Source organism: Alteribacillus persepolensis, from assembly GCF_900099605.1.
Taxonomy (GTDB): Bacteria; Bacillota; Bacilli; order Bacillales; family Marinococcaceae; genus Alteribacillus; species Alteribacillus persepolensis.
In genome coordinates this window covers 19156-43598 of sequence record NZ_FNDK01000024.1, presented here as the reverse complement: position 1 = coordinate 43598, position 24443 = coordinate 19156, and the positions used below count along the sequence as shown (strand labels likewise).

The 24443-nt window shown below is 40.4% G+C and carries 28 protein-coding genes; 1 reads left to right on the top strand and 27 read right to left on the bottom strand.

All coding sequences use genetic code 11. The features are described 5' to 3' along the window. Positions 1-90: 90 nt before the first annotated feature. The 5 genes from BLT18_RS15115 to BLT18_RS15095 all read right to left on the bottom strand — a co-directional run bounded on the left by BLT18_RS15115 (position 91) and on the right by BLT18_RS15095 (position 3343). Positions 91-765: a DUF3862 domain-containing protein gene (locus tag BLT18_RS15115; RefSeq protein ID WP_091275844.1), complete on the bottom strand. Its 675-nt coding sequence runs from the start codon at positions 763-765 to the stop codon at positions 91-93. 144 nt (positions 766-909) lie between these two features. Continuing rightward, on the bottom strand, positions 910-1050 hold the full coding sequence (sda, locus tag BLT18_RS15110; protein ID WP_245705283.1) for a sporulation histidine kinase inhibitor Sda: 141 nt from the start codon (positions 1048-1050) through the stop codon (positions 910-912). Positions 1051-1363: 313 nt separating this feature from the next. Further along, entirely contained in the window at positions 1364-1960 is a 597-nt protein-coding gene (locus BLT18_RS15105; RefSeq protein WP_091275840.1) for a replication-relaxation family protein, read from the bottom strand. After that, a complete protein-coding gene (locus BLT18_RS15100) occupies positions 1957-3090 on the bottom strand; it encodes an FtsK/SpoIIIE domain-containing protein (protein WP_091275838.1) in 1134 nt (377 codons plus the stop codon). Before BLT18_RS15100 ends, BLT18_RS15105 begins: the two co-directional genes overlap by 4 nt. Positions 3091-3100: 10 nt before the next feature. Further along, positions 3101-3343, bottom strand: a complete 243-nt coding sequence (locus tag BLT18_RS15095; RefSeq protein ID WP_091275836.1) for a hypothetical protein — start codon at positions 3341-3343, stop codon at positions 3101-3103. 357 nt (positions 3344-3700) lie between these two features. Here BLT18_RS15095 and BLT18_RS15090 point away from each other — a divergent pair, with 357 nt between their 5' ends. After that, positions 3701-3901 carry a helix-turn-helix transcriptional regulator gene (locus BLT18_RS15090; RefSeq protein ID WP_091275834.1) on the top strand — a complete coding sequence of 67 codons (201 nt, stop codon included), beginning with the start codon at positions 3701-3703 and terminating at the stop codon, positions 3899-3901. A 7-nt stretch (positions 3902-3908) separates the two neighbouring features. On the opposite strand, the gene BLT18_RS15085 is transcribed toward BLT18_RS15090, so the two are convergent. The 22 genes from BLT18_RS15085 to BLT18_RS14985 form a co-directional block, all read right to left on the bottom strand. Then, positions 3909-4697, bottom strand: coding sequence for an N-acetylmuramoyl-L-alanine amidase family protein (locus BLT18_RS15085; protein WP_091275831.1), 789 nt, complete (start codon positions 4695-4697; stop codon positions 3909-3911). Positions 4698-4699: 2 nt separating this feature from the next. Then, on the bottom strand, positions 4700-5134 hold the full coding sequence (locus BLT18_RS15080) for a phage holin family protein (protein ID WP_322787577.1): 435 nt from the start codon (positions 5132-5134) through the stop codon (positions 4700-4702). Positions 5135-5145: 11 nt separating this feature from the next. Further along, a complete protein-coding gene (locus BLT18_RS15075) occupies positions 5146-5424 on the bottom strand; it encodes a hypothetical protein (protein ID WP_091275829.1) in 279 nt (92 codons plus the stop codon). Further along, entirely contained in the window at positions 5421-6548 is a 1128-nt protein-coding gene (locus BLT18_RS15070) for a hypothetical protein (protein WP_091275826.1), read from the bottom strand. The genes BLT18_RS15075 and BLT18_RS15070 overlap by 4 nt, the downstream gene beginning before the upstream one ends. 205 nt (positions 6549-6753) lie before the next feature. Continuing rightward, positions 6754-7542, bottom strand: coding sequence for a GAF domain-containing protein (locus tag BLT18_RS15060; RefSeq protein ID WP_091275820.1), 789 nt, complete (start codon positions 7540-7542; stop codon positions 6754-6756). 136 nt (positions 7543-7678) lie between these two features. After that, positions 7679-10672, bottom strand: a complete 2994-nt coding sequence (locus tag BLT18_RS15055; protein ID WP_407639934.1) for a fibronectin type III domain-containing protein — start codon at positions 10670-10672, stop codon at positions 7679-7681. Beyond that, positions 10669-15744 carry a phage tail tape measure protein gene (locus tag BLT18_RS15050; protein ID WP_091275813.1) on the bottom strand — a complete coding sequence of 1692 codons (5076 nt, stop codon included), beginning with the start codon at positions 15742-15744 and terminating at the stop codon, positions 10669-10671. Before BLT18_RS15050 ends, BLT18_RS15055 begins: the two co-directional genes overlap by 4 nt. 14 nt (positions 15745-15758) lie before the next feature. After that, positions 15759-15884, bottom strand: coding sequence for a hypothetical protein (locus tag BLT18_RS18700; RefSeq protein WP_281242365.1), 126 nt, complete (start codon positions 15882-15884; stop codon positions 15759-15761). Positions 15885-15922: 38 nt separating this feature from the next. Next, complete coding sequence (gene gpG / locus BLT18_RS15045; protein ID WP_091275811.1) at positions 15923-16228, bottom strand: phage tail assembly chaperone G; 306 nt, start codon at positions 16226-16228, stop codon at positions 15923-15925. Between the two features lie 41 nt (positions 16229-16269). Next, the gene (locus BLT18_RS15040; protein WP_091275808.1) at positions 16270-16668 is read right to left on the bottom strand and encodes a hypothetical protein; all 399 of its coding nucleotides are present in this window, start codon (positions 16666-16668) and stop codon (positions 16270-16272) included. Positions 16669-16762: 94 nt separating this feature from the next. After that, positions 16763-17338 carry a major tail protein gene (locus BLT18_RS15035; RefSeq protein WP_091275805.1) on the bottom strand — a complete coding sequence of 192 codons (576 nt, stop codon included), beginning with the start codon at positions 17336-17338 and terminating at the stop codon, positions 16763-16765. Positions 17339-17378: 40 nt separating this feature from the next. Further along, positions 17379-17702, bottom strand: a complete 324-nt coding sequence (gene gp17 / locus BLT18_RS15030) for a tail completion protein gp17 (RefSeq protein ID WP_091275801.1) — start codon at positions 17700-17702, stop codon at positions 17379-17381. Continuing rightward, on the bottom strand, positions 17699-18064 hold the full coding sequence (locus tag BLT18_RS15025; protein ID WP_091275798.1) for an HK97-gp10 family putative phage morphogenesis protein: 366 nt from the start codon (positions 18062-18064) through the stop codon (positions 17699-17701). Before BLT18_RS15025 ends, gp17 begins: the two co-directional genes overlap by 4 nt. Before the next feature lies 1 nt (position 18065). Further along, the gene (locus BLT18_RS15020) at positions 18066-18386 is read right to left on the bottom strand and encodes a phage head closure protein (RefSeq protein ID WP_091275797.1); all 321 of its coding nucleotides are present in this window, start codon (positions 18384-18386) and stop codon (positions 18066-18068) included. Continuing rightward, positions 18367-18696: a hypothetical protein gene (locus tag BLT18_RS15015; RefSeq protein ID WP_091275794.1), complete on the bottom strand. Its 330-nt coding sequence runs from the start codon at positions 18694-18696 to the stop codon at positions 18367-18369. Before BLT18_RS15015 ends, BLT18_RS15020 begins: the two co-directional genes overlap by 20 nt. A gap of 1 nt (position 18697) precedes the next feature. Then, positions 18698-18970, bottom strand: a complete 273-nt coding sequence (locus BLT18_RS15010) for a head-tail connector protein (RefSeq protein ID WP_091275793.1) — start codon at positions 18968-18970, stop codon at positions 18698-18700. Positions 18971-18982: 12 nt separating this feature from the next. Beyond that, complete coding sequence (locus BLT18_RS18410; RefSeq protein WP_175487549.1) at positions 18983-19156, bottom strand: hypothetical protein; 174 nt, start codon at positions 19154-19156, stop codon at positions 18983-18985. A gap of 21 nt (positions 19157-19177) precedes the next feature. After that, positions 19178-20365, bottom strand: coding sequence for a phage major capsid protein (locus BLT18_RS15005; RefSeq protein WP_091275848.1), 1188 nt, complete (start codon positions 20363-20365; stop codon positions 19178-19180). Between the two features lie 4 nt (positions 20366-20369). Next, on the bottom strand, positions 20370-21119 hold the full coding sequence (locus tag BLT18_RS15000; RefSeq protein WP_091275791.1) for a head maturation protease, ClpP-related: 750 nt from the start codon (positions 21117-21119) through the stop codon (positions 20370-20372). Between the two features lie 18 nt (positions 21120-21137). Further along, positions 21138-22367: a phage portal protein gene (locus tag BLT18_RS14995; RefSeq protein WP_456061445.1), complete on the bottom strand. Its 1230-nt coding sequence runs from the start codon at positions 22365-22367 to the stop codon at positions 21138-21140. 4 nt (positions 22368-22371) lie between these two features. Further along, positions 22372-24129, bottom strand: coding sequence for a terminase large subunit (locus tag BLT18_RS14990; protein ID WP_245705285.1), 1758 nt, complete (start codon positions 24127-24129; stop codon positions 22372-22374). Continuing rightward, positions 24092-24415, bottom strand: a complete 324-nt coding sequence (locus BLT18_RS14985; protein ID WP_091275786.1) for a phage terminase small subunit P27 family — start codon at positions 24413-24415, stop codon at positions 24092-24094. The genes BLT18_RS14990 and BLT18_RS14985 overlap by 38 nt, the downstream gene beginning before the upstream one ends. Between the last annotated feature and the right edge of the window lie 28 nt (positions 24416-24443).

Below are 24443 nucleotides of genomic sequence, written 5' to 3'. Positions count from 1 at the left end.
TCATTCCCCATATGATGTTATACATAAAAAAGTTATGTTGTTTTTTGTCTATTAGAAAAGAGCAGAGGAGTACTCCCCTGCTCTATAATCTTATTCTAACCCCGTTTGCGACTTGCTCATAAGTTTTCCTCCTTGGAACATTAATGATGCATTTGCACCAAAGCCATTTTCTCCGTAATACGTATAGCTGACAGTATGAAACTCAGTACCTTCTTCCCCAGTTTCTGAAGAAAGCTCTCCTTCTCCCCCAACAATATCAAAAACCTCTTCTGTGGTCATTCCGTTCTCAAGTTGGTTAAATTCATCCAAGGTTATGGTAACTTCTGAAGAATCTCCAAGTCCTGCCTGTGCTTTACTAGTCAGTTCGCTACCTTGAAAGGTGAAGTTTGCGTTTCCTAGAACACTGTCAGTTGCATCCCACATGTACATTTCAGTGTGAAATTCAGTACCTTCCTCACCGGTTTCAGAGATTAATTCCCCTTCCGATCCGATAATTTCTACTACTTCATCGTATGTCATTCCGCTTTGAATCTGCTCAAACTTTTCTTCAGTTAACAGTCCTTTTTCTGTTTCCGCGGAATCCTCAGAGGTTGATTCCTCGTTCTCGCTGTTTTCGTTTCCATCTACGTCTTCTACTGACTCATCAGGCTCAGAGCCCGTCTCTTGATCTGTTCCTTCTCCGCCCCCTGCAAAAATAGCAATAATAATGATAAGTGCAACCACCGCTATGATAACGGTTAGACACCCTTTAAAAAGTTTCCCCACTATAAAACCTCCTACATAGTATATATGACCCAATTGTATATAATTTTCCAAGTGTGTACAATAATTGTGTACTTACTAATTCTTCAATAGTTCGTGTCTAACCAGCAAAAAAGCAGCGTAACCTACGCTGCATCGTCATAACTGTCATGCACTGCTGGATGCAATGACTGTACGTTCGCTAATAGCCTCTTCAAGAATATTAATAAAACCTTCGTCCAGACCTAAATCTTTAGCCTTCTGATATGCTTCCAAAAGTACATCAATTGATAGTTTTTCGAACAACACAATTCTTTCCTCCCATGCGATTTTGCCTACACATTATTTTAAACGAAATGCTCCAAAATCGAAAGAATAATTGGAATGATTTCACATTCCCGTAATTACTTTTAGATGACAAGGTTATAAAGTTAAATGTTTAATAATATTTAGTATCTGTTAAAAATGTAAAGCTTTGGTGTTCTTTCATCAAGACTATAGACCCTCATACAAAAGTAATGTAAGATTAATTTGTGCTCTTTTATAGAGCCTCTCCTGTATGATGTCGCAACACAAAAAAGCAGGTTCCCCCTGCTTTTTTGTATGTTTTTAGACGCTGAAGTTAACTTACCTTCTCCATTAACGCTTTCACATCTTCACTTTGCATGATACGAAATACATCGGAATTAACATCATATCTGTGTGGTGTGATAAACCATATGGTTGGAAAGAAAGGTTCTTTCGCTTGCCACGGTTCAATTTGCCACTCCCCACTCTCATAGTACGCATGATACCGATTCATTTTATCCTGCATCATTTTCGACGAATAGATATTGCGCTGAATCTCCACAAAGAAAGGTGCTCGTTTCCATATCATGAAAACATCCGGCTCCATTAATCCTTTTTCGTATTTTGGCTCTACAGTAAATATACGTGGTTTCTCATACTGACACAGCTGGTGATAAAAATCAGCAATAGCCAAATAATGCGGAATCTTTTGGCTGTCCTTGCGAATGGGAGGTGGATCAGCGAAATAAACATAAGGTTGTTGTAACGTATTAGCTGTAATATACCCTTGCAGCCGTAACCGTTTCAGCACGTTGTTTGCTGTGGCCACAGGGTATTTTAAATTCGAGAAATGTATGTGAACAATATCATCACGAGACAGGCAACGAAACTTTTGCAGGCTTTCTAAGATAGCTTTATCACGCTCTCTCATTCATCCAACACCCCGAATATTTGGTTTTTGTTCGTCTCTTCTCTTATCGACTCTTTCTCCTCTTTTCTCTCCACTTTATACCGTTCAAGCACTTTCTTTGCTTTGTCATCTTCTAAGAAAGGTGCCTGCACTTCTTGTAACTGTTCCAGTTTCATTATCATTCGTCCTGCCTCGGAAGCTAAAATATCCTCTGAACCCGGCGTTCCTACAATACGGCTGTTGTAATCATCCGCACAACGAAACCCCATTCTTACTGTTAGATTAATCTTTAACTTGCCGTCCAACACCTTAGCATCCGGACGCTGCATAGAAAGAATGAGAAAGATACCAAGCGCCCTCCCTATGGAGGACACCTCCTCCACAATGTTCATTATTTCTTTATCCTTTTTCAAAAGAGCCACTTCGTCAATGCACAACAATACATAAGGGAGCTTTCTCGGCAAATCATCCACATGCATCACTTCGTTTTCGTCTAATAAATCACCACGTTTTTGTGCCTCTCTCTTTAACTTCTGCAATATAACCATTAACTCAGACGGTTTTGTACATACCTTCTCTACATGTTCTACTCGTCTAAATAAGTGGAATTCAGAACGTTTCATGTCAGCAAGGTACATGTGCAGGTCATCAGGTGATAACGTCTTAATTAAAGTAGTAAGGATAGATCGAACCTGTGTAGATTTCCCGCTCCCTGTTTCTCCAGCTATAAGCAAATGCGGATGCTTTACCATATCATAAGACATCCACTCACCATTTTTGTCTTTACCGCATATAATAGGAAGTTTGTAATCATATACCACAGGCGCGATGTCATCATAACTCCATTGGAAAGCCTCTTGATACGCACCGTCGTAGACAATAAGTGTGAACTTCTTATTCTCCTGCAACACATCAACGCGTGGACCGAATTGTTGCTGGAACACCCATTTCTTTTTGTGTATCTCCTTTGGATCTAACCCTGTAGGGATAGAAAACACATAAACCATTTTGCTTCTTTTCTCTATAACGGCGTGGATTTTAGGCATAATAAAATACTCTGTTTTTCCATTTTTGTATGTCAGATGGAGCTTACCGCTTTTGAATGCCTGCATTAACTGCCCTTTTGCTTTTTGTTTCTTAAAAAAATTCATGGTTATCCCCTCACAGCAACGGATTGTGCCACACAAACAAAATCAATACAGCAATTAAAGCAATCGGCAGGACTCCTTTACATGTTTTATAAATTACTTTTGCAATATAAGTGTAGTTAGACACAGCCAAATACTTTTCAATTAAAGCAATACCAATTAAGACAACCCCGGCAACCACTACAACGCCATACGCTTCCCAAACAATCGGCGGTGGATTAAAGATACTTGTTTTCGACACAAACGCTAATTCCATTTTTCTCTCCTCCTCACTCTTGCTTTCAGCCGCCGGCCCACACGCCCGCTTCGCTCCCTCCCCTCGCTTCGCTTGCTGTTTAAACAAATTTCAAAATCTTTCTCTAGCAGCGTTTATAAAGCGATTAATGAATTAATGATACTTCATTAGCAAATGAATTAATGACTGCATTAACTACTTCATTCAATCGCAATCATTTCAAGTAATGTCGAAAGGATTTCTACTTCATTCGATAAGTCATTTCCTGATTCATTAGATACTTATGTAGTCCTGCTTGTCTGTTATATCTTGTCCTTCAAAATTAATGGAAAAGGGTTTTATTAATGAAAGGAGAATTATGTTCATGAGGTGAAACAAATGAAGTATAAGTGCAGGTTAAGAATTATTTTTGCAGAAAAGGAAATAAAGCAAAAGGAGTTCGCTGAAAAGGTGGGGATAAGTCCGGCGGGAATTAGTGCGCTGGTGAACAACAGGGCGCTTCCTTCTTTTGAGAACGCCTATAAAATATGCAAGGAGTTGGATATGCGGCTGGATGAGATATGGAAAGAGCAGGAATAAACCTGCTCTATTTTAAGCCGCGTAATCGTTCATGGCCTAACAATCGGATAATGTCTTTGCATTCTAATTCGTCGTTCTTGATTCGTTCCAGCCATACTTTGCCGATGGGATTGTGTTGTTTTTCTTCATCCGTCCAACGCTCAATGACTGGTTGCCATACTTCCTTTGTAGCTTTGTCCAGTTTTTCACTCATCCAGTCGTCCTCCTTATATACTGATTTCATATTTTGCTGATCGGCTTTCTTTTTCAATCCCAAGAACTCTGCCAAACCTTCCACTACCCCGCGGCAGTATGCTTCCGAGAACTCTTTCTTCTGCAAAAGGTTGTTATCTGCACGATTATCAATGAATGCTTCTTCCAGGAGAATAGCGCTCATTTTCGTGTTTCGTAGGACGCTAAAGTTGGCTTGCTTGGTTCCACGATCAGGGATGTCATATTTCTTTATTTTGTTATATACGCTTCTGTGAACGATATTTTGTAGGGAACGAGTAGCAGCACCCACACCGCCATTCCAGATAAACGATTCAAACCCTCTGGCTTTTCCATTGAATGCATTTTTGTGATCGGATATAAACACATCAGCTCCGGCCCGGTTAGCTATCTGGGCTCGCTCTCTAAGTTCAAGGAAAGTATCATCAGAACGGGTGAGAATGATTTTAACATTCTCATACTCGTTTTCCAGGATTATTTTCATGCGTTTCACTCGATCCTCGCACAAATCTTTTTCATATAAACCGAAGCCATTTGCACCATTGTCATGTCCTCCATGTCCAGCGTCAAATACGATAGTTTTCATTATTACGCACTCCTGTCTTTATCGTTCTTATCGTCACTTCTGCTTTTCAATACCTTAATAGCTTGTAAAAGTTTATCTGGAAGAGGCATGCTCATACGCCCAGCATTTTCGGTAATGCTAATTGCTTCATTCACAATGTAAAACACAATAGCAGCAGTAAATACAATCGGTTCATCTCTTGCACCCGTTTCCATCAAAGCCACATCAATGAGATTAGCGACGGCGATAATGACAAAAATAAAGACCTTCTTGGCTATTCCAAAAAGGCCGGCACTACTATTCAATTCACCGCTTTTCCATGCTGCGGATAATCCCGTGACGTAATCAATAATAACCAATGCTAACAATACATTTAGCAACATGGACCATTCCCCCCATAAAAAAGAAACGACTGCTGTTCCTCCAGCAGCCATGACCTTGACTCCATTCTCCATCATTTTATCTCTCCTTATTCAATCTTGTCTTCAACAATATATTTTCCTTTCGCTCCAGCTCTGGCCAAATAAACACGGTCGCCTGGAGATAAAGAAACAGACGCTGCTTTCGGAAACGGACCAATCGGCGTTCGGCTTGGGTCATCATCCATAATTATCATCGGCCGACCGCCTGTGTAATCAGGTGCAACTTCCCCTAATACGTGGGGACGCGGCACTCTCCTTCTCCTGCCTCCTGCCATTTGGTTTCTGATTTCTTGCCTTATCATCTGTACAAAATTACGGCTGCTCAAACATCAATCACCTCCTTAATAGTGTGGGACATAGTGCCTCCCGCTGAAAGAGGCATAGACCATGCCACTTCTTGAAACTTTGCATCTATTCCTAATTTGTCGTGTTTCACACGGATAATGTCATTGTAGGAGTGCATGGGCATGATCGCTGTATTGAGTTTCATTTCTGCTGCAATTTGGCTGTCTTGATAAGCTTGTTTTTGTACCGTTCCTTGAAGGGCCTCTAAGTCTACAGAATCCGTATCAATGTATTTCGTGATGGTCCTGCCTCGGCTGGGTATGGATGTTGGGCTGTCTTCCTTCGTATTTTCATAGGTGTATGTGAGAGGAACACGGTCCGGCTCTGATACAATCCCCACCCACTGGTTAGGAACGCTAAAGTAATCTTCTGTCGATGTAGCACCCGGTGTAATAACAGATAGATGATTCGTTTCATACGTGTATTCTGCTGAACGCTGTGCCGGTGTACGGTAGGGCCTTGATACAAAGTAGCCGTACTCATCTACATAAAGATTCTCATAGTTAATCACGTCCAGAAGCTCATTTATGACTTCCAACCTTGAAACATCAGGGTCCCATGATAACCAAGTAGGAAACGTTTTATCAGAGCGCTCAATGTTTATTTTAGTGATCCCTGCATCTTGTAACAAAGAAATGATGAAGTCGGTCACAAGCTCTCCTTCGTCTGCTACAACTCGTGCTGTGAACCCATCGTCTACAAGGATTTGAAGTTTATCGTAAGCATCGATATTTCGATAAATGTTATCTCCTTCGTACTCTTTTTGTGGCGTGGACAATAAAAAAACACCGAGTGGAAACTCGATGCTACCGTTTTTCATATGAAGTTCTGCAAAAGGTTGAATTCTTTCTTTGAGAAAGTCAATTTCTCCGGTGTCTCTTACTCTTAATTTAGCTGTACGATGTATTTCAGCTTCACTGTCCATGCTAACTTCGGATGAGTCCGCTATAACAAGATGCGTTATATCGCCAATGCTTCGATCGTTTTCATTTAAAAGGGCAAAAGAAAAGTTTAATTTACGACTTCCAAACCCACCATGGAGCATAGCTTGTACAATTTCTTTAGAAAAACCACGGTTAAGGGACTGTATGATAACCACCTCCATAAAAAAAGAGCCTCTTCTTTTGAGACTCTTTAAATAGAATTATTTTGATTAAGCTTTCTGGAGGGACTTTGTAGTTTTCGAGTTCTTCTCCTCTATTCTTTTTCTTTTTCTATCCGCGTCATTAGAATTGAAAAGTTTATCCAAGAATTCCTCTGCACTTAATTCGCCAGCCTCATATTGTCTACGTAACTTTAAGTCGTTCCTTTTAACTACTTTTTTCTTTTTCTTCATAATACACCTCCACCTGGGATAGGATTTCATTGTATTTTAACTCTTTATTCAAAAGAGGTGCTAAAGAATTTGCGAAGAATGTAAGATAATCTATGTCATCTTTGTTAAATGAGTTTTTTTTAACACCATCTATATTTAGAACCCCTAAAGACTGCTCGTTAAATACTATGGGTATGCACAAAAGTGAATTATATTCTTTTGATGACTCGATATTTCGATTAAATGAGGGATCTTGTGATAAATCTGGGTTATAATATGTTTCTCCTTTGGTAAAGCATTCTCCTGCTTTACTTTCACGAAAACCCAGTTTCAATTCTTCTCCCCCGTTTGGATAATATCCAAACCCATGGAGCACCTTTAAATATCCCCCGGCATCATGAAAAACAGCTATTCTGTGTGAATTATCTCTTTGCTTAGTTATTAAGGAAATTATTCCTGGTAAGAAGAAGTTATAAAAGCGTTGAACGTTTTTTTCGAATTCTTTTCCTTGTAAGTTTTCCCAAACTGAATACGTTATAATCGATTGATTAAGCAGTTTTAAGACTTGAGACTTTAACTGACTATGCTCATTTAACTCATCAAATTGGGTTTGAATTTTTTCTACTTCCCGATTGTTTTCCATTTTGAATCCCCAAAATGACACGTTCGATTTACCCGTGGCTACTCTTATAATTATTACTATAAGCAGTACTATGAGTAATGTTAATAAAATGTATTTTAAGAATGGCGGAAAATTAGATAGGAAATTGTTGATTTCTTCCATCAAAGCACCTGCCTATTAAACATAATTATTATTAGTCTACTAAATTTTACTATTTTAATCAATATAGACCAATGTCATGAAATATATGGCAAGCACTTATAAACTCCACTGTTTATTATTTTTATCTAACCTTCCATCACACTTCCTCCTCTCGGTAAACCGCTTGTATATCAAGAGGAACACTATAGCCCCACGGCTCATCTGTTTCAGACAATGCAAAAACAGCACAAAAAATACGCCGTCCTCTGGCGTCTCGATACAGTAAGGTGTTTCGTGATTGGATTAACCCCCGTAACTTCTCCATATCTCCACTATCCTTCTTGATTTGAAGCGTAACCTGCACATTCTGTTCTTCTCGTTCGCTGTATTCAGCCATCGGAAGAGAGCGCCCTTCAAATTGCATCATGGAACCGCCTAGTGTTTTACTCGCGCCTCTGCCTTGTTCGAAATACTTAAACTGGTGCAGCGTTTCTTCTGGATTGGCAACATCATGCAGCCATATTCCTTTTAAGGTAACCTCTCCTCTTACTTCATCTGAGTCCGAGTAAGTGCCGTTATCGCCTCTGGCTCGGATGTAATACTCATACTCTTGTCCAGAAGCCGGCGTGTAATCGGTATAACTTTCATTAGCTGGGATTTCAGTTGCTATGCGTGTCCAATCGCCGCCAGATACTCTTCGATAGATGTTGTTATGTGTGACCTCTGGCTCGGTATCGACAGGTGCAGGGTTGGTAATGTCTAAAACGATGATTCCTTCACTGTTACTTGCTAATACCTCTACTTCTGGAGTAGCAGGCGGTGTGTAAGATACAGTGATATTTATAGCATCAGAGTCAGACCACAATCCATCAGCGTTTTGTATTTGCAACTCTATGATGTATTCAGAGTTGTTCGCTAGATCATATTGAATGGTATGAGCTTTATTGGTGTTTCCTTCGTGCTCATATACTGCGGCACCACTATCATCTTTGACTGTAAGACGATAAGCCTCTTGACCACTCGATGACCATTGGACTGTTGGGTTGGCCACCGCTACTGTATCGCTTGGAGATGTAATGGTTGGCATAGATGGATGATTACCAGCTAAAAAGGTTTCTGTGCTGCTCCACGGGCTTGACAATCCTTCTTGGTCATAGGTTCTTATCTGCCATTCCACTTCACCGTGTGAGAATGTATCAGCAGGCATATCATAATATTCGTTCGGTGTGACTTGGTTGATTTCATTCCAAGATGTTGTTCCTTTCTCTCTCCATCTCAAATTGAATTTGGATTGTGTGTCTCCACTATTCGGGTCATTATACTGCCATAAAAAACGTTGTACCGAATTACGGTCAATAGGACTCCCTCCAGAAGGTGTTAACTGATTCGGCATATCTGGAGAAAGGTTATGCTGTATTGTAAAAACGCCGTCAGATTGATCCCATGGACCGTAATGACCTCCATCGTATGCTCTTATCCTTAACAGACAAGTAGAGGATTCCATCTCGTCCGAAAAGTCATATTCGTAACTTGTAGCCCCTCCATCGGTCTGACTGACCAATGTATTCCACGAATCTCCGTCATCCGTGGATAACTGAATCTGATAGGTGAGGTCGCTCTTATTGTCATCCTCGTCTGATGCAGCGTCCCACTCAATCATATGTTGCGTGTCCCATGTTTCCCCTCCATTTGGAGAAATGACAATCGGTGCAGTCGGTACATAATTATAAGTCACCTCAATGGATGCATCAGTTTGCCCCTCATCACAATAAAAGGTGCAGTTGTTTGTTCCAGTTTGTACGTTGTCTAATGATACAGTCTCTGATTCACCGTAGGGAATAACGCCGTAATAATCACCACTTGTCGTGCTATTAACTTGCAGACGAGGACGATCTAAATCAATGTAATAGTTTGTTGTTATACTTAGGAACGCCCTGTGTTCAAATGAAACATTGGTATATGGGGAATCATCTTCTGTCCATGGTCCAATTGCATAAGTGGAGCTGTTTCTTATAATCGAACCTCTAACTTCCCCTGTACTATCATCGACAATATCCATTTCAGAACGAGCTTCCCAGTTATCATTAAAATAAGACGAATCGGAAATAGTCCTAGTAACTCGAGAACTTTTTCTGTTATCATATGGGTCTATAATCTGCCCTCTGGCTTCAACTACTATATTTTTAATATGTTTTGTTTGGTCTGCCTGTAATACATCCGTATACGTCGTACTGTTCGTAGTTGCTTCCGTAAAACCTGTATCCTCATAAACAGAATTAGTAGTATCGGTAGGAGTATATTGCACGTTAGCTTCCAAAATTTCTACACCAGTGGGTACAGAAAAATTGAATGTATCACCGTTAGACAGGTTTGAATAATTTTTTGTGATGACAGTCGGGTCGATCTCAATTGGATACCCAAGGTCAGTGACATCAGCATTAAGGTCGAGATACACCTTGTTATCGTTATGCCTTACTACTTCCATACTTACGTCACGTTTTATACCGTTTGCATCAATCAACCAAGCTGGCTCTATGTTCAATCCTCCTGCCGTGAAGTTGTCTCCTATATCTTTTCCTTTAATTTCAAATCGAAACGAGGAGGGAGCACGGTCTGTTTTTAACGTAAGCGTTTCTTTGATTCCTTTTGACTGTACCTCCAAGCAAACATCTGTATCATTCCAGGCGTCCTGATACATCACACAATTGGTTTTATCAGCTTCTACATACCCTTTAGCCGGAGATCCATCTACAGGCTTAAACGTAATTTTATCTTTCCCTTTTCCAATTGTGTAACCTCTACGCCAATTTCTTGGCAGTCTCGCTTGAAAAGGAACTTTTAACGCTTGAAAATCAAGGTTATCTCGATTTAAAGTATTCTTTTTCTTCGCTGCTACACTCGCACCTTTAACCAATTGAAACTCCCCTGACACTTCCTTTGTGACAGGGGTATCCACTGTGTCGAAGTCCGCTTCGTCAAACAAGTCTGTATTGATATTGTGATAATTCCCGTATTCGTCTTGATAATGAATAGGTGAACGAGAAAAGACAGCTCGATAGGAGCCGTCTTGAAGAAGATACGTCTTACTACTTTCTGTCCGTTTTGACTGAATTTCCGCTACAATTTCTTTATTCGTCGGCAAGAGATTCACCCCTTTCTAAATTCCTGTTTGAGTTGCCCCGTTGCATGGTCCCAGGTATATCCTGCTATTTGTTCTCCGTCTAATTGTATGATGATGGGTTGTCTAGCCGTATTGACGGAAGATACATTATTCATGATATTACCTACACGTTGAATGGCAGAAACCATATCACGACTTAGGACGTACTCTCCCGCTTGGAGAATAGCAGGAACTTCATCTGCTTTGAGTGCCGGCATAGCACGTCCTACCCAACCACCTTCATGATACCTATTTGCTCTTGCCTCTTTTTGCCTTTCCTGGAGACGTTCTCTCACGCTGTCCAAATTATCACTGTAAGAGTCACTATCCGAAGATGAGCCAACAGGATCACTTAATTCTCCATCAGGTCCGATTGTTCTTCCACCGCCACGAGGAGCAGAAGAACCCCCTCCACCAGATGAACTCCCGCTTGAGAGAGAACTAGTCACGCTGCTTACCGCCGACTTCACATCACTCAACCGATCATTTAGTGTGCCTACTAACCCGTTGATCAAACCGTCACCAAACGACTTACCGATGTTCACGTATTCATCCACATATTCGTTGAGTGCTTCTTTTGTTTTTTCTTGGTTTTCAATTTGTTTCTCAACTTCTTTGTTCCCCAGGTCTTCTACTGCCTGCAACCATGCGGCATTTGCTTGCTCTTGTGTCATTTTACCGTCTGCTACATGTTGGGCTAACTGTTCACTTAATGCGGCAAAACGTTCTTGTTGTCGTTCGTATTCTCGTACAAAAGCTTCTTCTTCATCCTCATACTGTTGTTCAAGCGCTGCAAGTTGTTGCTCGCGTTCTGCTTCATATGCTTCTGCACGCTGTTCAAACTTTTGTTGAAGATGATCACGCTCATTGGCGCGTCTTTCTTGATAATCGGTCAGTTCTTCTTCTCTTTCTTCGATACGGAGCTCCGCTTGTTCTTTAATACGATCTTGTTCTTCTTTTAAAGCATCTCGTTTATCAGAACGTCTCCATTCACGCTCCTGATCTGCAATTTGACCTTCTAATTCTTGGATTTCTTGTTCTACTTCTCTGACCGTATTCGGGTCATCCATGAAATTTGCTATCTCTAGCCGGCGATTTAATGCAGCTCGTTCATCTCCCCATTCAGCACGTTGATCATCTCTGCTGCGCCGTTTTTCCTCTTCGTCCATTGCATCTAATTGATCTTGAATAGCCTGGACTTCCTTATCACGTCTGCGTTCAATGTTTTCAATCTGTCTGTTTATTGCTCGTTCTTGAGCTTCCGTCTGCTTATCAAACGTTTCAAGAGCAGCTTCTTCTTGCCTTTGTAAATCCTCTAAGTAAGCATTTGTTTCTTCGTTAAACGTTGCAATCGCATTCGCTGTTTTCTCTTGTAAATCAGCCAGTTGTTGTTCCATTGCCGTGTCATAGGCATTCATCTGATCATTAGAGATTGTTCGAAAAGCTTCTGCTGCTTCTTGAGCGTATTCTTTGAGCTTCTGCTGTTGTTCTTCCATGGCTCGTTCCGATTCACGAATGGCTTCTGCTTGTTCTTCACCGATAATACGATTAAGGTCGTTCGCTTCCATTTTCAAATCGTTGATATTGGTTGTTATTTCAGCCACCGCTTGGTTGTAATGGGATTGAATGATGTTGCCATCTTCATAAGCCTTTTCAAGTTCTTGAAGGATAGCTTGTTCATCCCTGATACGATTCTGGTATTCTTGCATCTTCTGTTCTCGTAATTGATCTAATTCATTTTGTTTTTCTTTGGCTTTGTTTAAATCCTCTTGAGAGGCTCCTTCTTGTGTGAGCAAATCAATTTCTTGTTCTAACAGTCGTATATTCGATTCTCTTACATCCCGAATACGCTGAATGTTTGACCGTGCTGGGCTTTCTTCCCACACTCGATTCCTAGCAGAAGAAAGCAGACTAGTAATGTTCACATTAGCCATATCTTCGGCTTCTTCAATACCTTGAACAATGGAATCAACGAAGTCTTTTCCCACTTTCGTACCGTCGTATTGTCGGGCGGTTTCTTCCGTTTCTTCCATCACATCAGCTATTGATGCTGTTGTGGAAGCAATACCGGACTGTAATCCGCTGGCTAATCCCTGGGTAACGCCTCGTCCAATCGCCGCAAAATCTCGAGGTGTATTTCTTAACAAATTTTCGGTCTCGTCTTTGGTGAATACTTGTGAACCACGTGGTAAATTGACAAGCTCTGGCCCTTCTTCACCGACGATCGCTGCTCCACCAGGATGAAAATCGGTACCTGAAGCATAACTAGGTATGTTCCCTAACGCTGCATTTAGACTATCTGTGGGATCAATATACCCCTGTCTTTCAATTTTCTGAGTGACTGTGATGGTTTTACTGATATCAGCACCTAATGCTTCGTTTAACTTATCCGATTCCCCTTGCAAATCGATAATATTGCTACGGACATTCTCTAATTCGGAAATCTGTCCCTCAATAGCCGCTATACCATCTTTATATTTTTGTGTATTCTTTTCAGCTTCCGAAGCATTCTCTTCTTTTACTTTTTTCGTTAACTCAAGATTTCGAATTTCTTCATTGATTGCTTCGACGCCTTCTCCACGTTTGGCGTTTATATTTGCTTGTTCAAGCTCAATTTCAATCAATCTGTTGATTACCTCATCAAGAGCACCAAGCTCTTCCATGGTAGTAGCAAGCTCTTCTTGTTTCTTGATGAGATTTTCATCAATAACTTTTTGTTCTTCTAGAAGTTCTTCGTATTTTCTTTCAGCTTTGTGTAAATTTCTTTCGGCCATTTCTAATTCTCGGCCTTCTGCTTCTGCTAACTCTTCTTTAGCTTGTTTCATATTTTCTTCTGCATCTAAAATTTCCTGCTGCAGCTCGCCTTCTCTTTCGCGAGCTTGGTTGATTTCGTCCATTAATTGTTGTTGACGTTCCAAGTCTTCGTTTAAGTTTTCTTGTGCTTTATCAAACTCGGTTTGCAGCCGAAGGCGCCTTCCCTCGCGCAAAGCTGCATTTTCTTCTCTAGCTGCATCAGCATTTCGCAACAGCATATCGCCATATTTCGTCAGCTCTCCTGTTGCTCCTGGCGTTTTTTCCACAATCTCATTATTGACTTCAATGAACTCTTGTAATTGTTCGTTACTCAAACTCGATTTGGCTTGCAGTTGGTCCTGTTCTTCCTTTAATTTTTCTAATGCCTGAGGGTCGGTAACAGCGTTCATTTCTTTTTGTATTTCCATAAAACGGACCATTTCATCATTAGTTAAATCATTAGCACTTTTTAATGATTCCCAACGTTCGATTTGATGATCCAATGTGTCGATTTCATTACTCATGGTTTCAACCGCTTCAAGGTTTACTTCCTTATTTTCTTTAAGTGCTTGGTTCACACCCCATGCTGCTGTTCCTAATCCTGTTACTGCTGTAGCTGCAATACCTACCGGTCCTGGAATCAATCGTGCGGCCCCAACAAGACCTGCTTTTCCGCCCATTCGTGGCAATAAACGTCCAAACAGATTCGTAAGAGCACCCACGCCGTTTGCCATTCCTCCTATTGCCATGAGCGCAGGGCCTGTAGCTGCAGCAACACCACCTGCTTTCACAATAAATTCCTGCGTTTCAGGGTTTAAATCTTGAAATGCTTGAGACCAATCTTTCAATGTTTCTGTCATATCTCGTGCCACAGGGAGCAGTGTTTCCGATAAAATAATGCCGGTTTCCTCTAAGTTGGAACGTAATTCTCGTAGTGCTCCTTTTGCATTGTCATTCATCGTATCAGCCATTTCAGAGGCAGCGCCTTCTGCTCCCTGTAACTGTTCCGTATTTGCTGCTAAGGCATCTGAGCCTTCATTAAGTAACACCGACCAGCTTCTATAAGCTTCTTGGCCAACAATCGTTGATAATGTAGCAGCCTGTGTTTTGTCGTCCATGTCTTCCATCGCTTCTTCAAACTCTGCGACCACAGCAGGCATGTCTTTCATCTGTCCTTCAGCATCAAAAAGCTCTATACCCAGCTCTTCAATTAAATCTGCTGCTTTCCCTGTTGGACTGGCTAAACGCGTGAGAGAGGTGGAGAACGTGGCACCCGCTTTACTCCCTTGAATACCTGCATCAGACAAAGCCATAACAGCAGCAGTAGCGTCTTCTACTTCCCACCCCATGGAATTAGCTGCTGGAGCAAGGTCTGTCATAGCTTGTCCTAATTGATTGACATCAGTATTTGCACTTGAAGCCGCTTCTGCTAATACATCGGACACACGTCCTGCTTGATCCGCTTCCATAGAGAATGAAGACATGATATTAGAGGTGATGTCAGCAGCTTGTCCTAATTCCATAGCTCCGGCTGTAGCAAGGTCTAACATCCCCGGCATAGCTTCCATTGTCTCGTTGACATCGAAGCCAGCCATACTTAAATACTGCATGCCTTCCGCCGCTTCCGTAGCCGAAAATCTAGTGGTAGATCCGAGTTCTCTTGCTTGTTCTTCTAATGCTTGAATTTCTTCTCCTGTAGCACCAGAAACAGCTTCAACTTGTGACATGCCTTCTTCAAAATCCATTCCCACTTTAAGCGCCGCTGCCCCTGCACCTGTCAATGGAGCCGTTACATACATAGAAAGAGAGCGACCTATCCCCTGGAGGTTCGCACCTACCGCTTGGAGGCGTTGGCCGCTCTTTTGCATCTGATCTCCTAGTTGTCTCCACGAATTGGTTTGTTCTTCAATTCGTTCATTCACTCTATCCAATTGTGATTCAGTGCTACGCATGGAAGTAACAGCTCTATTGTAACGAATCGCGAGGTTTTCCGTTTCTTTCGCATCTCTCCCCTTCGTCTCCACACTTTGGTCATATTGCCGTTTTAACTGCTGTACTCGTTTACGCTGAAGTTGTAACGTGTCATTCAAGTATTTGGATCGCGTTTGTAATCCTTCTAGTGACCTTTCGTAGTTTCTATTTCCAGCAGTGTTTGCTTTAAATTCGCTATTCAAACCACGCAATTTACGATTAATGTCCGTCATGCTACGTGAAAAATCAGCAGAATCAATTGATAAGTCAATTTTTAACGCTCCTACTTCTTCAGCCATGCGTCTCACCCCCTTTACAATACCTGGTCAATATATTTCAATTCCGGTTTCTGCTCTTCTTTTGCATCTTTCATCACTTCAAAATAAAAGTGTATATCCATTTCATCTATTTGTGTCATTGTCCAACCAGAACGAATCAAACCCCTATAAAGGTCTTTTATCACCTCATAGGGGTCTTTTAGTTTTTTCCTTGTGGTTCTTCGTCAATTTGTTTATTTAATCCCATAGCCTCTGCCATAACATCATCCATCTTTGTCAGTAATTCTCCACCAGGCAATCCTTCAAACACGTCTTCTCGTGAGAATTGATTTTTGAAAGCAAATACAAGAAAATCTGCAATTTTATCTAAATCTTCTTCATCAGTAATCGCCTTTGTAAAATCAATTTCCTTTTTAATTTCAAGCGTCTTTCTTAAAATAAGTGTATTCACAAATGGAATGGTAAATGTTTTGTCTTCACCGTTTAAGTGCAAAGTAATTTCCATGTTAATTCCTCCTATTAAAAAAGCACCCTCGAAAGGATGCTTCATTCATTTTCTATATCAACGCCATTCTCTAAAGCCTTTTCTGCTTGTTCATAGCGATCATTAAATTTATTCCATAATTCCTCGGGTGTATCCTCTCTCATTGTAATGACAGGATAAAAATCGGCAAAGGCTTCCACGCGCCACATCACGGCATAATTTTCAAAACCTCTATCTGACAAATTGCCTTTTTCCTCTTTTTCCTCTAATTCATTTATCTTTTCCTTAAACCTTCTGATTTCATTTCGTTCATTTTCTGTTAGTTCTCGTTCTTCTTCATAAGCTGTTTCAACCATATCAAATATTTCTTTTGATTCTTCATAAATGTCACTGTCAATCCCTGCTGGATTACTGCTACAACCAACCAGTAAAAGAATGAGTAACAATATTCCCTTTTTCATGATAACCCCCCTAAAGTTTTAACCATATTTTACTATAGTTGGGGGCTTTGTGTTTCATGATAAAGAAAAAAGACGGGACTAAGCCCGCCTCACTTTAGACCTGTTCTGTTTCTTCGTCATACACGGCATCAAACCATCCATCTATAACAGTTTGATCTGCAGTGTCATTCTCTACGATGCGGGAACGCCATTTTCCATCTTCACGCGCAATAAATTGACCGGTGATGGTTTGCGTTTGAAATTCAATAGAATCGTTTTTTGTATTATAGGATTCTTCTGGAACAGCGAAATCCCCTTTTAAATACCAGTTATATTCAAATGTGCCATCAGATCGTTCAGAACGAAATCCGAAGGCAACGTAAGGTGGTTTATCATCAATGGTCTCAACAATGGCTCCATCTGCATTCACTTCTTTTCCCAAAAGTAACGCATAATCCTCCAATTCTAAATAACCTACACCAAATGACACCTCTGTTTCAGCCAAAGATTGTGCATTTTCTGCTGGTCTGTCATCAGCATATAACGTAGCACGACTTGTATTAGGCGTCATTGTCGCTTCAATAGCCCCAGCAATCTTTTTCGGTGTGTCATACGTGATTGTTCCGTCTGCTTCCTCTGTGATTAGTGCTACATGAATATCTCTTAAACCTACGCGTGCATTTGTACCCATGAAAAATTCCTCCTTATTTTTGTATTAAAAAATAACACCCCTAAACCGGAGTGTTTGTTACAAACCTTAAAGCTCGATGAAAGGTTTTTGTATCTTCTTCATAAAATTCTCGTTCATCCCTACGCCTGAATCCCGCGCTTTTCATGGCGGTTCGTACTTCGTCCACCAATGAGGTATAATCCCCATTTGACCATACATCCACTTGATAATAGCGCTCAGACTGAACTTCTTCATCATCCGCCTCCATTCCTGGGCGATTGTTATATTCAAAGAATGTAACATAAGTGTTCTCGCTTCCAGAGTACGTTTGCAACTGTACCGGTACGTCTAAATTACTCAGCGCATGCATGATAACAGTGTTCATAGTCCTAACCTCGCTTTCAATACAGCAGACATGGTCTTTGCTACAACGACACGGTTATTCTCAAAGGTAGGCGCAGCAAAAGGGTATGGATTCATCTTGGAAGTTCCAAATTCCAGGAAGTGGGCATAAAAAAACTTAGAAGCAGGGCCGATTTCAAATCCATCTTTTGTTTCGGAAATGACGATATTATCCGCTAAGTGCTCCCGGTTCAATGTACTTCTTGGTGCATTTTTAGCCATCTCTTGACGGAAAATTTCAGCACCTGCTTTGGTCGCTTCTTGTTTTATCTTCCCATCTACTTGACTGGCTTTCATCTGCAATTGATTTAACACCTCTTGAACACCTGTCAATTCCATAGGCATATTAATCCACCGCTTTCACTCTGACATCCATTTCACGATTCATGCCATCTACATTTTCAATAGGAGCAGCCAATTCATGATCCTGACCATTCCAACGGACGCGCATTTTATCATTCAAATCTTTTCTATATCGAATAATAAAATGTCGGCTATTTTCTAATTGGTTTTGCGCCGCTTCATAAAAGGATCTACCTTTAAGTGTCCTTAATTCAGCCCAAACCGTGACATGTTCTGTCCACTCTTTGTTAGGAAATCCATTTTCGTCTGTTCCTTCTGGCGGGTTAAGAAAGGTGATTCTTTGCCTAGCTTTCGCTGGATTCATCGTTATCACCTAACAATGATTCAATGTGGCTGAGAACGGACTTCCTAGCTTTGTTATTGGATTCTTGGTCGTGTAGGTATGTTAGCTCACCTTCGCTTAAATCAGCCGTGATAGCATCTACAACGTCCTTTGCATTGCCTTCCAAGACGTTACTGTCTTTCTTTTCGTCCTGTTCCAGCAGTTCTCCTAAAAACCCTTTCTCTTGAAGTTCTCTGCCGCGTTCATCGTTTGTTTCATACACAGAACCTTGGGCATGAATTTTCCTTGTGAATTTATCTCGGAATCTTTTTTTTACATTATATTTATTCATATTATTCAACCCTCCAATCCTTCAACTGAAGGATAATACCCTCAATCGCTTTCTGAATCCGTTCTAGTTCTATATCTGTTAAAGGGTCATATTCTCGTTTTACATAAAGCATGATAGCTAAATGATACTGTTCTCTGCTTGGCCCGTCTTCGGGCTCTTGAACACCAGCGTTTTGCAAATGTCCTTCTGCTGCACTAACAAAAGAAGTGAGGAGATCATCATCCTCACTTCCATCAATTCGTAAATAGTTTTTTAACATTTCAATATCGAACATTATTCATGTCTCCTATGAAGCAATAATCCCGGCATGTCTGAGCGCTGCAAGAATTTCATTCTGTTTAACAGCGATATCTTCAGCCGTTGCAGCTGCAGTATCTGCATGATCTGCTATTGCCTCTGCTTGTTTACCTTCTCGAGCAATTTTTCCTTCTGGAGTAAGATTGACTTCATTCAAATACATCACACACCCCTCCTTATTTTATTAGGTTGTTGGCGTTACTTTTGCGATACGGAAAGCTGATTTCAACTTAATTTGGTGATCCATCCATGCTGTAATAACAAACTGTTCAATGCCAGTTTTCACATCTTTATCACGATCGTATAGCACGTTTAAGTCGTAATTATAATGAGAATAAGAGAAGTCACCAATGACTGGATGTACAGCAGAATCAGAGAATGTAACAGGCTTCCCTAGAATCTGCTCTGGTTGAGCGCTGTACAATGTCGCGTTTCCATTGGCCAATGTTTCAATAATATCTGAGTAATCTTTATAACTCATGACAATCTGAGCGTTTTCCCTGTAATCTTCGTGAAGATCAGCAATAGACCTTTTAATTGCCTGATACAGTGTGTCTTCTTCAACTACTGTAATATCATTTTGAGTAGAGTAAAAAGACATGTGTTCTTCACCAGTCTTAGGCGCTTCAGTAAATGCCACTTTCTTTTCTTTGGCTGCTACACCAGATTGAAGAGAACGATCAATATGAGATACCAAATTAGCATCAGAACCATTCAATACTGTTTCGGAAACACCAGCAAATACTTTAAATTTGTGACGTTCAAACGTAACAGTATCACCGGTAGCTTCCAATTCTTTCGCAGTCTCTTTATCCTGAATGAAATCATCATCATCAAGAGTGAAATTCAGCTTAGGGATTTCAAGGTTTGTAATTTGCGTAAAAGTAGAAAGATCACGCAATTGGTTCTTAGAATAAGGCTCAACGATGATGTCAGTAGAAACTGTCTTAGGCAAGAACTTGCCACCACCTGTTGTATCGTCGTCACCTAATGCTGCTTTTACATCACCAGAAAGTGGTTCTTGACGAATAACAGAACGAACAAGCTCTGCTTTGGCTTTGACTTTACGGGCATTAGGGTCTTCAATGGTTTTAACATCATTATTTTGTTCAAACTGCGCTCTTTGTTCAGCTTCCATTTCGTCATGTTGCTTTTTAATAACATCAAAGCGCATTTTTAAATCATCCCGAGATTTTTGTAACGCTTGAATATCTTCAGTTGTTTTGCTTGTATCAATGGCAGCAGAAGCTAAATCATTCTCAACCTTTTTTAACTGCTGACCTACGGTTGTCATGTTTTGCTTCAGTTCATACAATGTCTTCTCACTGAAATGTTGAAGGTTCATTTTTAATTGTTTTTTCTTATGTTTCATCATTTTATATTCCTCCTAAAATATCATTTATATATTCCGAATTAGCTTTTGCTTCGTCAGCAATACGCTGACGTTCAGCCAATTCCTCTGCTGACAATTGATTACTCTTTTCTTCTTTCATCAAATGGTCAGGTACGTTTTTGTACTGAGCAAAGAAGTCTTTATTAATCGATGCTGCCATTTGATTTTCTTCTTCCACGACATCAGCCAAACCATATTGATACGCTTCATCCGCTGACAGCCACGTTTCTTCGTCCAGCATTTCTTGAAGCTTTTCTTCTGTCAGTTTGTCACCTGCTTTTTGAAGATATGACTGAACCGCAGAGCCACCAATACGATCTAAATCATCCGCTGTTTTCCTTAATTCTTTTGCATTCCCCAATGCAATAGTCCAAGGATTATGGATCATCAACATGGAGTTTTTAGGCATATAAATAGTGTCACCCGCCATGGCGATGACACTTGCTATGGATGCAGCTAAAGCATCAATACGTACATTCACTTTTGCTTCGTGCCTTTTCAACATATTATGGATAGCTACCCCTTCAAAAACAGAACCACCTGGACTATTAATATATAGATTGATCGTTGATACATCACCTAAATTGTCCAAATCATCTCTAAAACTTGAGGCCGTTGTATCCTCTTCAATCCATTGGTACCTTTCAATGTCTCCATAAATAAAAATATCTCCTGATTCACCATCAGCAGACATCCTCATTTCCCAAAATTTTTTCTTTTTTTGTTTTTTCATTATCTCCACCTCCCTTCATTAATCATCATCGTCGGTCTCAGTGGAAGAAGCATTGGAATTACCTCCCTTTCTTAATGATGGATCCATGTCCAACGGATACATATCGCCGCTTACCCACAATTCATCTGCAGGTCCACCTCGAGGAGGCAAATCTTCCCATCGTCTTATCTCATCCCTGGATGCCCATCCATCTCTTAGTGCATTATGATAGAATGCCGTTCGAGCTTTCACATCACCACGAAGCAATCCTCCTACATTAAATTTAAAATAATAACCCTGTTTCCTTTCATCCGTTGTAAGCAACTTCCGATTAAATTCCTGCTCATACTGACGAACAACCGGAATCAATGTGAGCTGAACAAAGGTACGCATTAACTCCTCATTACTCGAAAAACTCTGTCCCTCTGTATCGTTCAACATGGTTACTGGTACGTTAAATACGTTAGCTACACGAGAGCGCGTGATTCGTTCAGATGTGAAAGTGTCAGCTGCTATATATTTTCTGTCCAGCGAGTTAATTTCTACCCCCGGCTCCTGAAATAATACTCCACCGTTTTCTTGGTAAAAACGTTTAAAGTCCTCAATCACTTTTTCACGTTTTTCCCTGTCGATATTAGCGTTATATTTCAAGACAAATGAATTGGGAGCACTTTGCATTTCCTTCAAGCTAAACTCACGAACGGCTTTATCATAATCACTTGTGTTTTTTAACACCTTAATTGGATTAATCCCCTTCATACCACCAGAACCAATAATATGCTTAACATGAATAACATCTAAGTTATGGAAGTAATATGTGTTCTGATTCCCAAGGACCTTGTACCACATCTCCTGGGTAGCAGCTTCAATAACTGGTTCCACGTACGTGGGATCTAAAGGCGTAATCCGTGATACTTGGCCACGAACATCCCTCTCTATTAATCCATAACCATTCCCTTCTTCATTCCGTGATGTTTCTAATCCTCTTATAACATCAAACGAAGTCTGATTTGGATTCGGGGAATTAATAAGCACATCGGCTGCCTGATTTATTGTCACATCATAGTTTTGATGAAGCTTTAGGGGTAAACCCCCTAGTATATTTGACATTCGAGAAACAACACTAAAAATGGTCTCGTTGGTTGCTAATTTGGAGTTATCTACACCCCAAAATGTACGACCATACCAATTTGTAAAGTCAAAGCCTTGCCCTGACCAGTTGGCAACCGCCATATAGACTTTAGATTTTAATTTTTGATACCATTTCAAACCATCACCTCCCCATCAAGTCAGACATCGTAATTGCTTCCACATTTCCATCACCTGATGGAGTAACTAACCTTCCCATCGTGTGTGTATGGGCATTTAAAACAGCCGCAAAACCATCTATTTTGCGGTACCTGTTCGTTTTTGTAGGCATTTTATTATTATTACGATCTTTTACTAACTCTACATTGTTAATGTACCAGCGTAATAAAGGGTTTTTGTTGAAGATAACTTTCCCATCTAAAAACAGATGTTTTAAATCATCCATAGCTGGACCAAGTGTTAAAAAACCCTGCCGTACCACTTCTGTTTGAAACCCATCTTCTTCTAATGCTTTATTTAATCGAAAGGCTTTTGCCGGGTCATACGTAATCAATTCAATGAAAAACCGCTCTCTTTGCTTTCTAAACCACTCCAATACCCGCTCTTCATTGATGTATTCCTCATCAACAATGGTTAAGAGTCCAGCCTGTGCCCACTCCATATAAGGAATTTTTTCACTTCCCTCTAGTACTTTCTTTCGAGGAATCCAGGAATGAGACAATACAAAAACTTCACCGGTATCAATAAGAGGAAACTCCAAACAGGCGCTTGTGAAGTCCTCTGTGTCCGATAAATCATACCCACCAATGGCCGGTACACCCTGCAAGTGTGAGAAATCTTCCAGCTGTTTGTCGTTTCTTTTCAGAGTCTCAAAGTCAATAAAAGGCATCTTACTGGCATTAACAAAAATGTTAAATTGCTTCGTGATAAAATCGGTTCGTTCTTCTGGGACGCGCTTATCCTTTTCCCAATCCTCTTTTAAGGTCTCTAAATCAAGAGAAACCCCCATATTCGGGTTTGCTTTCACCCACATTTCGGGCTGATCAAACTCATCTTCGCTATCTAATTCAGCCATGTAATAGAAAGTACGTTCATCTTGTATGGCTCCTTCTAATACATCAGAACCTTGTTCATAGTAATTAACCAATGGGCCATCGAGCTGATAACCAGCTGTTGTAATGTATAAAATAAGTGGCTGTTTCCTGGAACCACGCGATTTTTTGATAATATTAATCAGTTTATAGTCTTTAAACTCGTGAATTTCATCAAAAACACCCAGATGAGTGTTCAATCCATCTAATTTTTCACTGTCAGAGGCCCTGGCTTCAATTTTAGAAAACGACTTTGGATGTTTAATTTCATAACGCAAAGGAGTGTAATGTTTTCTTAGCAGAGGAGATTTTTTAACCATCGCCTTTGCTTCTTCAAAGATGATACTTGCCTGTTGTTTACTGTTGGCCAGAAGGTAAATATCCGCCCCATTTTCCCCATCTTTTGCGATAGCATAGTTTGACAATCCAGAAATCATGGTGGATTTCCCGTTTTTTCTGCCAATAAAAATAAGACCCTCTCGAAAGCGTCTTATACCTGTGTCTTTATGGACCCAACCATACAGCGAACCAATAATAAAATGCTGCCATGGCTGAAGAATTAACTGGTCAAAGTCACCTTTTGATGGTTTACAAAACTTCTCTATAAACCTAATCGGACGATGGCCTTTTTCTTCATCGAATATCCAAGGGAAATCACCCAGCCCTTGCCTTTCTAAGTCTGTTAAATGCCTTTTTGCAGCTAGAATATTCTTTTTACTGGCGATGATGTTTCCGCTTGCTACCTGTTCAGCATACCAGGTGGATAAAAGGTGCGATGAAGGTTTAGCAAGCACATTAATAATCCCGGTTGACTTAGAAGCGTTCAAAGTCATCTTCTTCGTCATTTCCATCACCATTCATTCTCTTCCGCTGCGCTGGCGTTAAACCCATCGACTTCAAAAGGTTGTTCAGAGTTTGAACTGTTTTGGCCAATTCGACCACGAGTGGGTTTTTTGTCAGATTCGTTGCACCTGCTTTATTAGTGTATTCATACATCAAGTCTTGATTATTGATTTCTTTCTTCAGCTTCCGATAAAATTTATGCGTTTCAAGATAAAGAGAAATCAATTCCTCATCCGATTCTTTGTATGAGTCACCTAAATATTCGATGAGTTTTTTTCTCGTTGGAACTCCCATCAAAAAACCTCCTTTCTATTCCAAATTG

What these genes read in the sequence shown, in the direction of transcription:
- BLT18_RS15105 (WP_091275840.1), bottom strand. Translation starts at nt 1,960, where the DNA reads ATGAGAGAGCGTGATAAAGCTATCTTAGAAAGCCTGCAAAAGTTTCGT.
- BLT18_RS15100 (WP_091275838.1), bottom strand. Translation starts at nt 3,090, where the DNA reads ATGAATTTTTTTAAGAAACAAAAAGCAAAAGGGCAGTTAATGCAGGCA.
- BLT18_RS15095 (WP_091275836.1), bottom strand. Translation starts at nt 3,343, where the DNA reads ATGGAATTAGCGTTTGTGTCGAAAACAAGTATCTTTAATCCACCGCCG.
- BLT18_RS15090 (WP_091275834.1), top strand. Translation starts at nt 3,701, where the DNA reads ATGAAGTATAAGTGCAGGTTAAGAATTATTTTTGCAGAAAAGGAAATA.
- BLT18_RS15085 (WP_091275831.1), bottom strand. Translation starts at nt 4,697, where the DNA reads ATGAAAACTATCGTATTTGACGCTGGACATGGAGGACATGACAATGGT.
- BLT18_RS15080 (WP_322787577.1), bottom strand. Translation starts at nt 5,134, where the DNA reads ATGATGGAGAATGGAGTCAAGGTCATGGCTGCTGGAGGAACAGCAGTC.
- BLT18_RS15070 (WP_091275826.1), bottom strand. Translation starts at nt 6,548, where the DNA reads ATGGAGGTGGTTATCATACAGTCCCTTAACCGTGGTTTTTCTAAAGAA.
- BLT18_RS15060 (WP_091275820.1), bottom strand. Translation starts at nt 7,542, where the DNA reads ATGGAAGAAATCAACAATTTCCTATCTAATTTTCCGCCATTCTTAAAA.
- BLT18_RS15050 (WP_091275813.1), bottom strand. Translation starts at nt 15,744, where the DNA reads ATGGCTGAAGAAGTAGGAGCGTTAAAAATTGACTTATCAATTGATTCT.
- gpG (WP_091275811.1), bottom strand. Translation starts at nt 16,228, where the DNA reads ATGGAAATTACTTTGCACTTAAACGGTGAAGACAAAACATTTACCATT.
- BLT18_RS15040 (WP_091275808.1), bottom strand. Translation starts at nt 16,668, where the DNA reads ATGAAAAAGGGAATATTGTTACTCATTCTTTTACTGGTTGGTTGTAGC.
- BLT18_RS15035 (WP_091275805.1), bottom strand. Translation starts at nt 17,338, where the DNA reads ATGGGTACAAATGCACGCGTAGGTTTAAGAGATATTCATGTAGCACTA.
- gp17 (WP_091275801.1), bottom strand. Translation starts at nt 17,702, where the DNA reads ATGAACACTGTTATCATGCATGCGCTGAGTAATTTAGACGTACCGGTA.
- BLT18_RS15025 (WP_091275798.1), bottom strand. Translation starts at nt 18,064, where the DNA reads ATGCCTATGGAATTGACAGGTGTTCAAGAGGTGTTAAATCAATTGCAG.
- BLT18_RS15020 (WP_091275797.1), bottom strand. Translation starts at nt 18,386, where the DNA reads ATGAATCCAGCGAAAGCTAGGCAAAGAATCACCTTTCTTAACCCGCCA.
- BLT18_RS15015 (WP_091275794.1), bottom strand. Translation starts at nt 18,696, where the DNA reads ATGAATAAATATAATGTAAAAAAAAGATTCCGAGATAAATTCACAAGG.
- BLT18_RS15010 (WP_091275793.1), bottom strand. Translation starts at nt 18,970, where the DNA reads ATGTTCGATATTGAAATGTTAAAAAACTATTTACGAATTGATGGAAGT.
- BLT18_RS18410 (WP_175487549.1), bottom strand. Translation starts at nt 19,156, where the DNA reads ATGTATTTGAATGAAGTCAATCTTACTCCAGAAGGAAAAATTGCTCGA.
- BLT18_RS15005 (WP_091275848.1), bottom strand. Translation starts at nt 20,365, where the DNA reads ATGAAACATAAGAAAAAACAATTAAAAATGAACCTTCAACATTTCAGT.
- BLT18_RS15000 (WP_091275791.1), bottom strand. Translation starts at nt 21,119, where the DNA reads ATGAAAAAACAAAAAAAGAAAAAATTTTGGGAAATGAGGATGTCTGCT.
- BLT18_RS14990 (WP_245705285.1), bottom strand. Translation starts at nt 24,129, where the DNA reads ATGGAAATGACGAAGAAGATGACTTTGAACGCTTCTAAGTCAACCGGG.
- BLT18_RS14985 (WP_091275786.1), bottom strand. Translation starts at nt 24,415, where the DNA reads ATGGGAGTTCCAACGAGAAAAAAACTCATCGAATATTTAGGTGACTCA.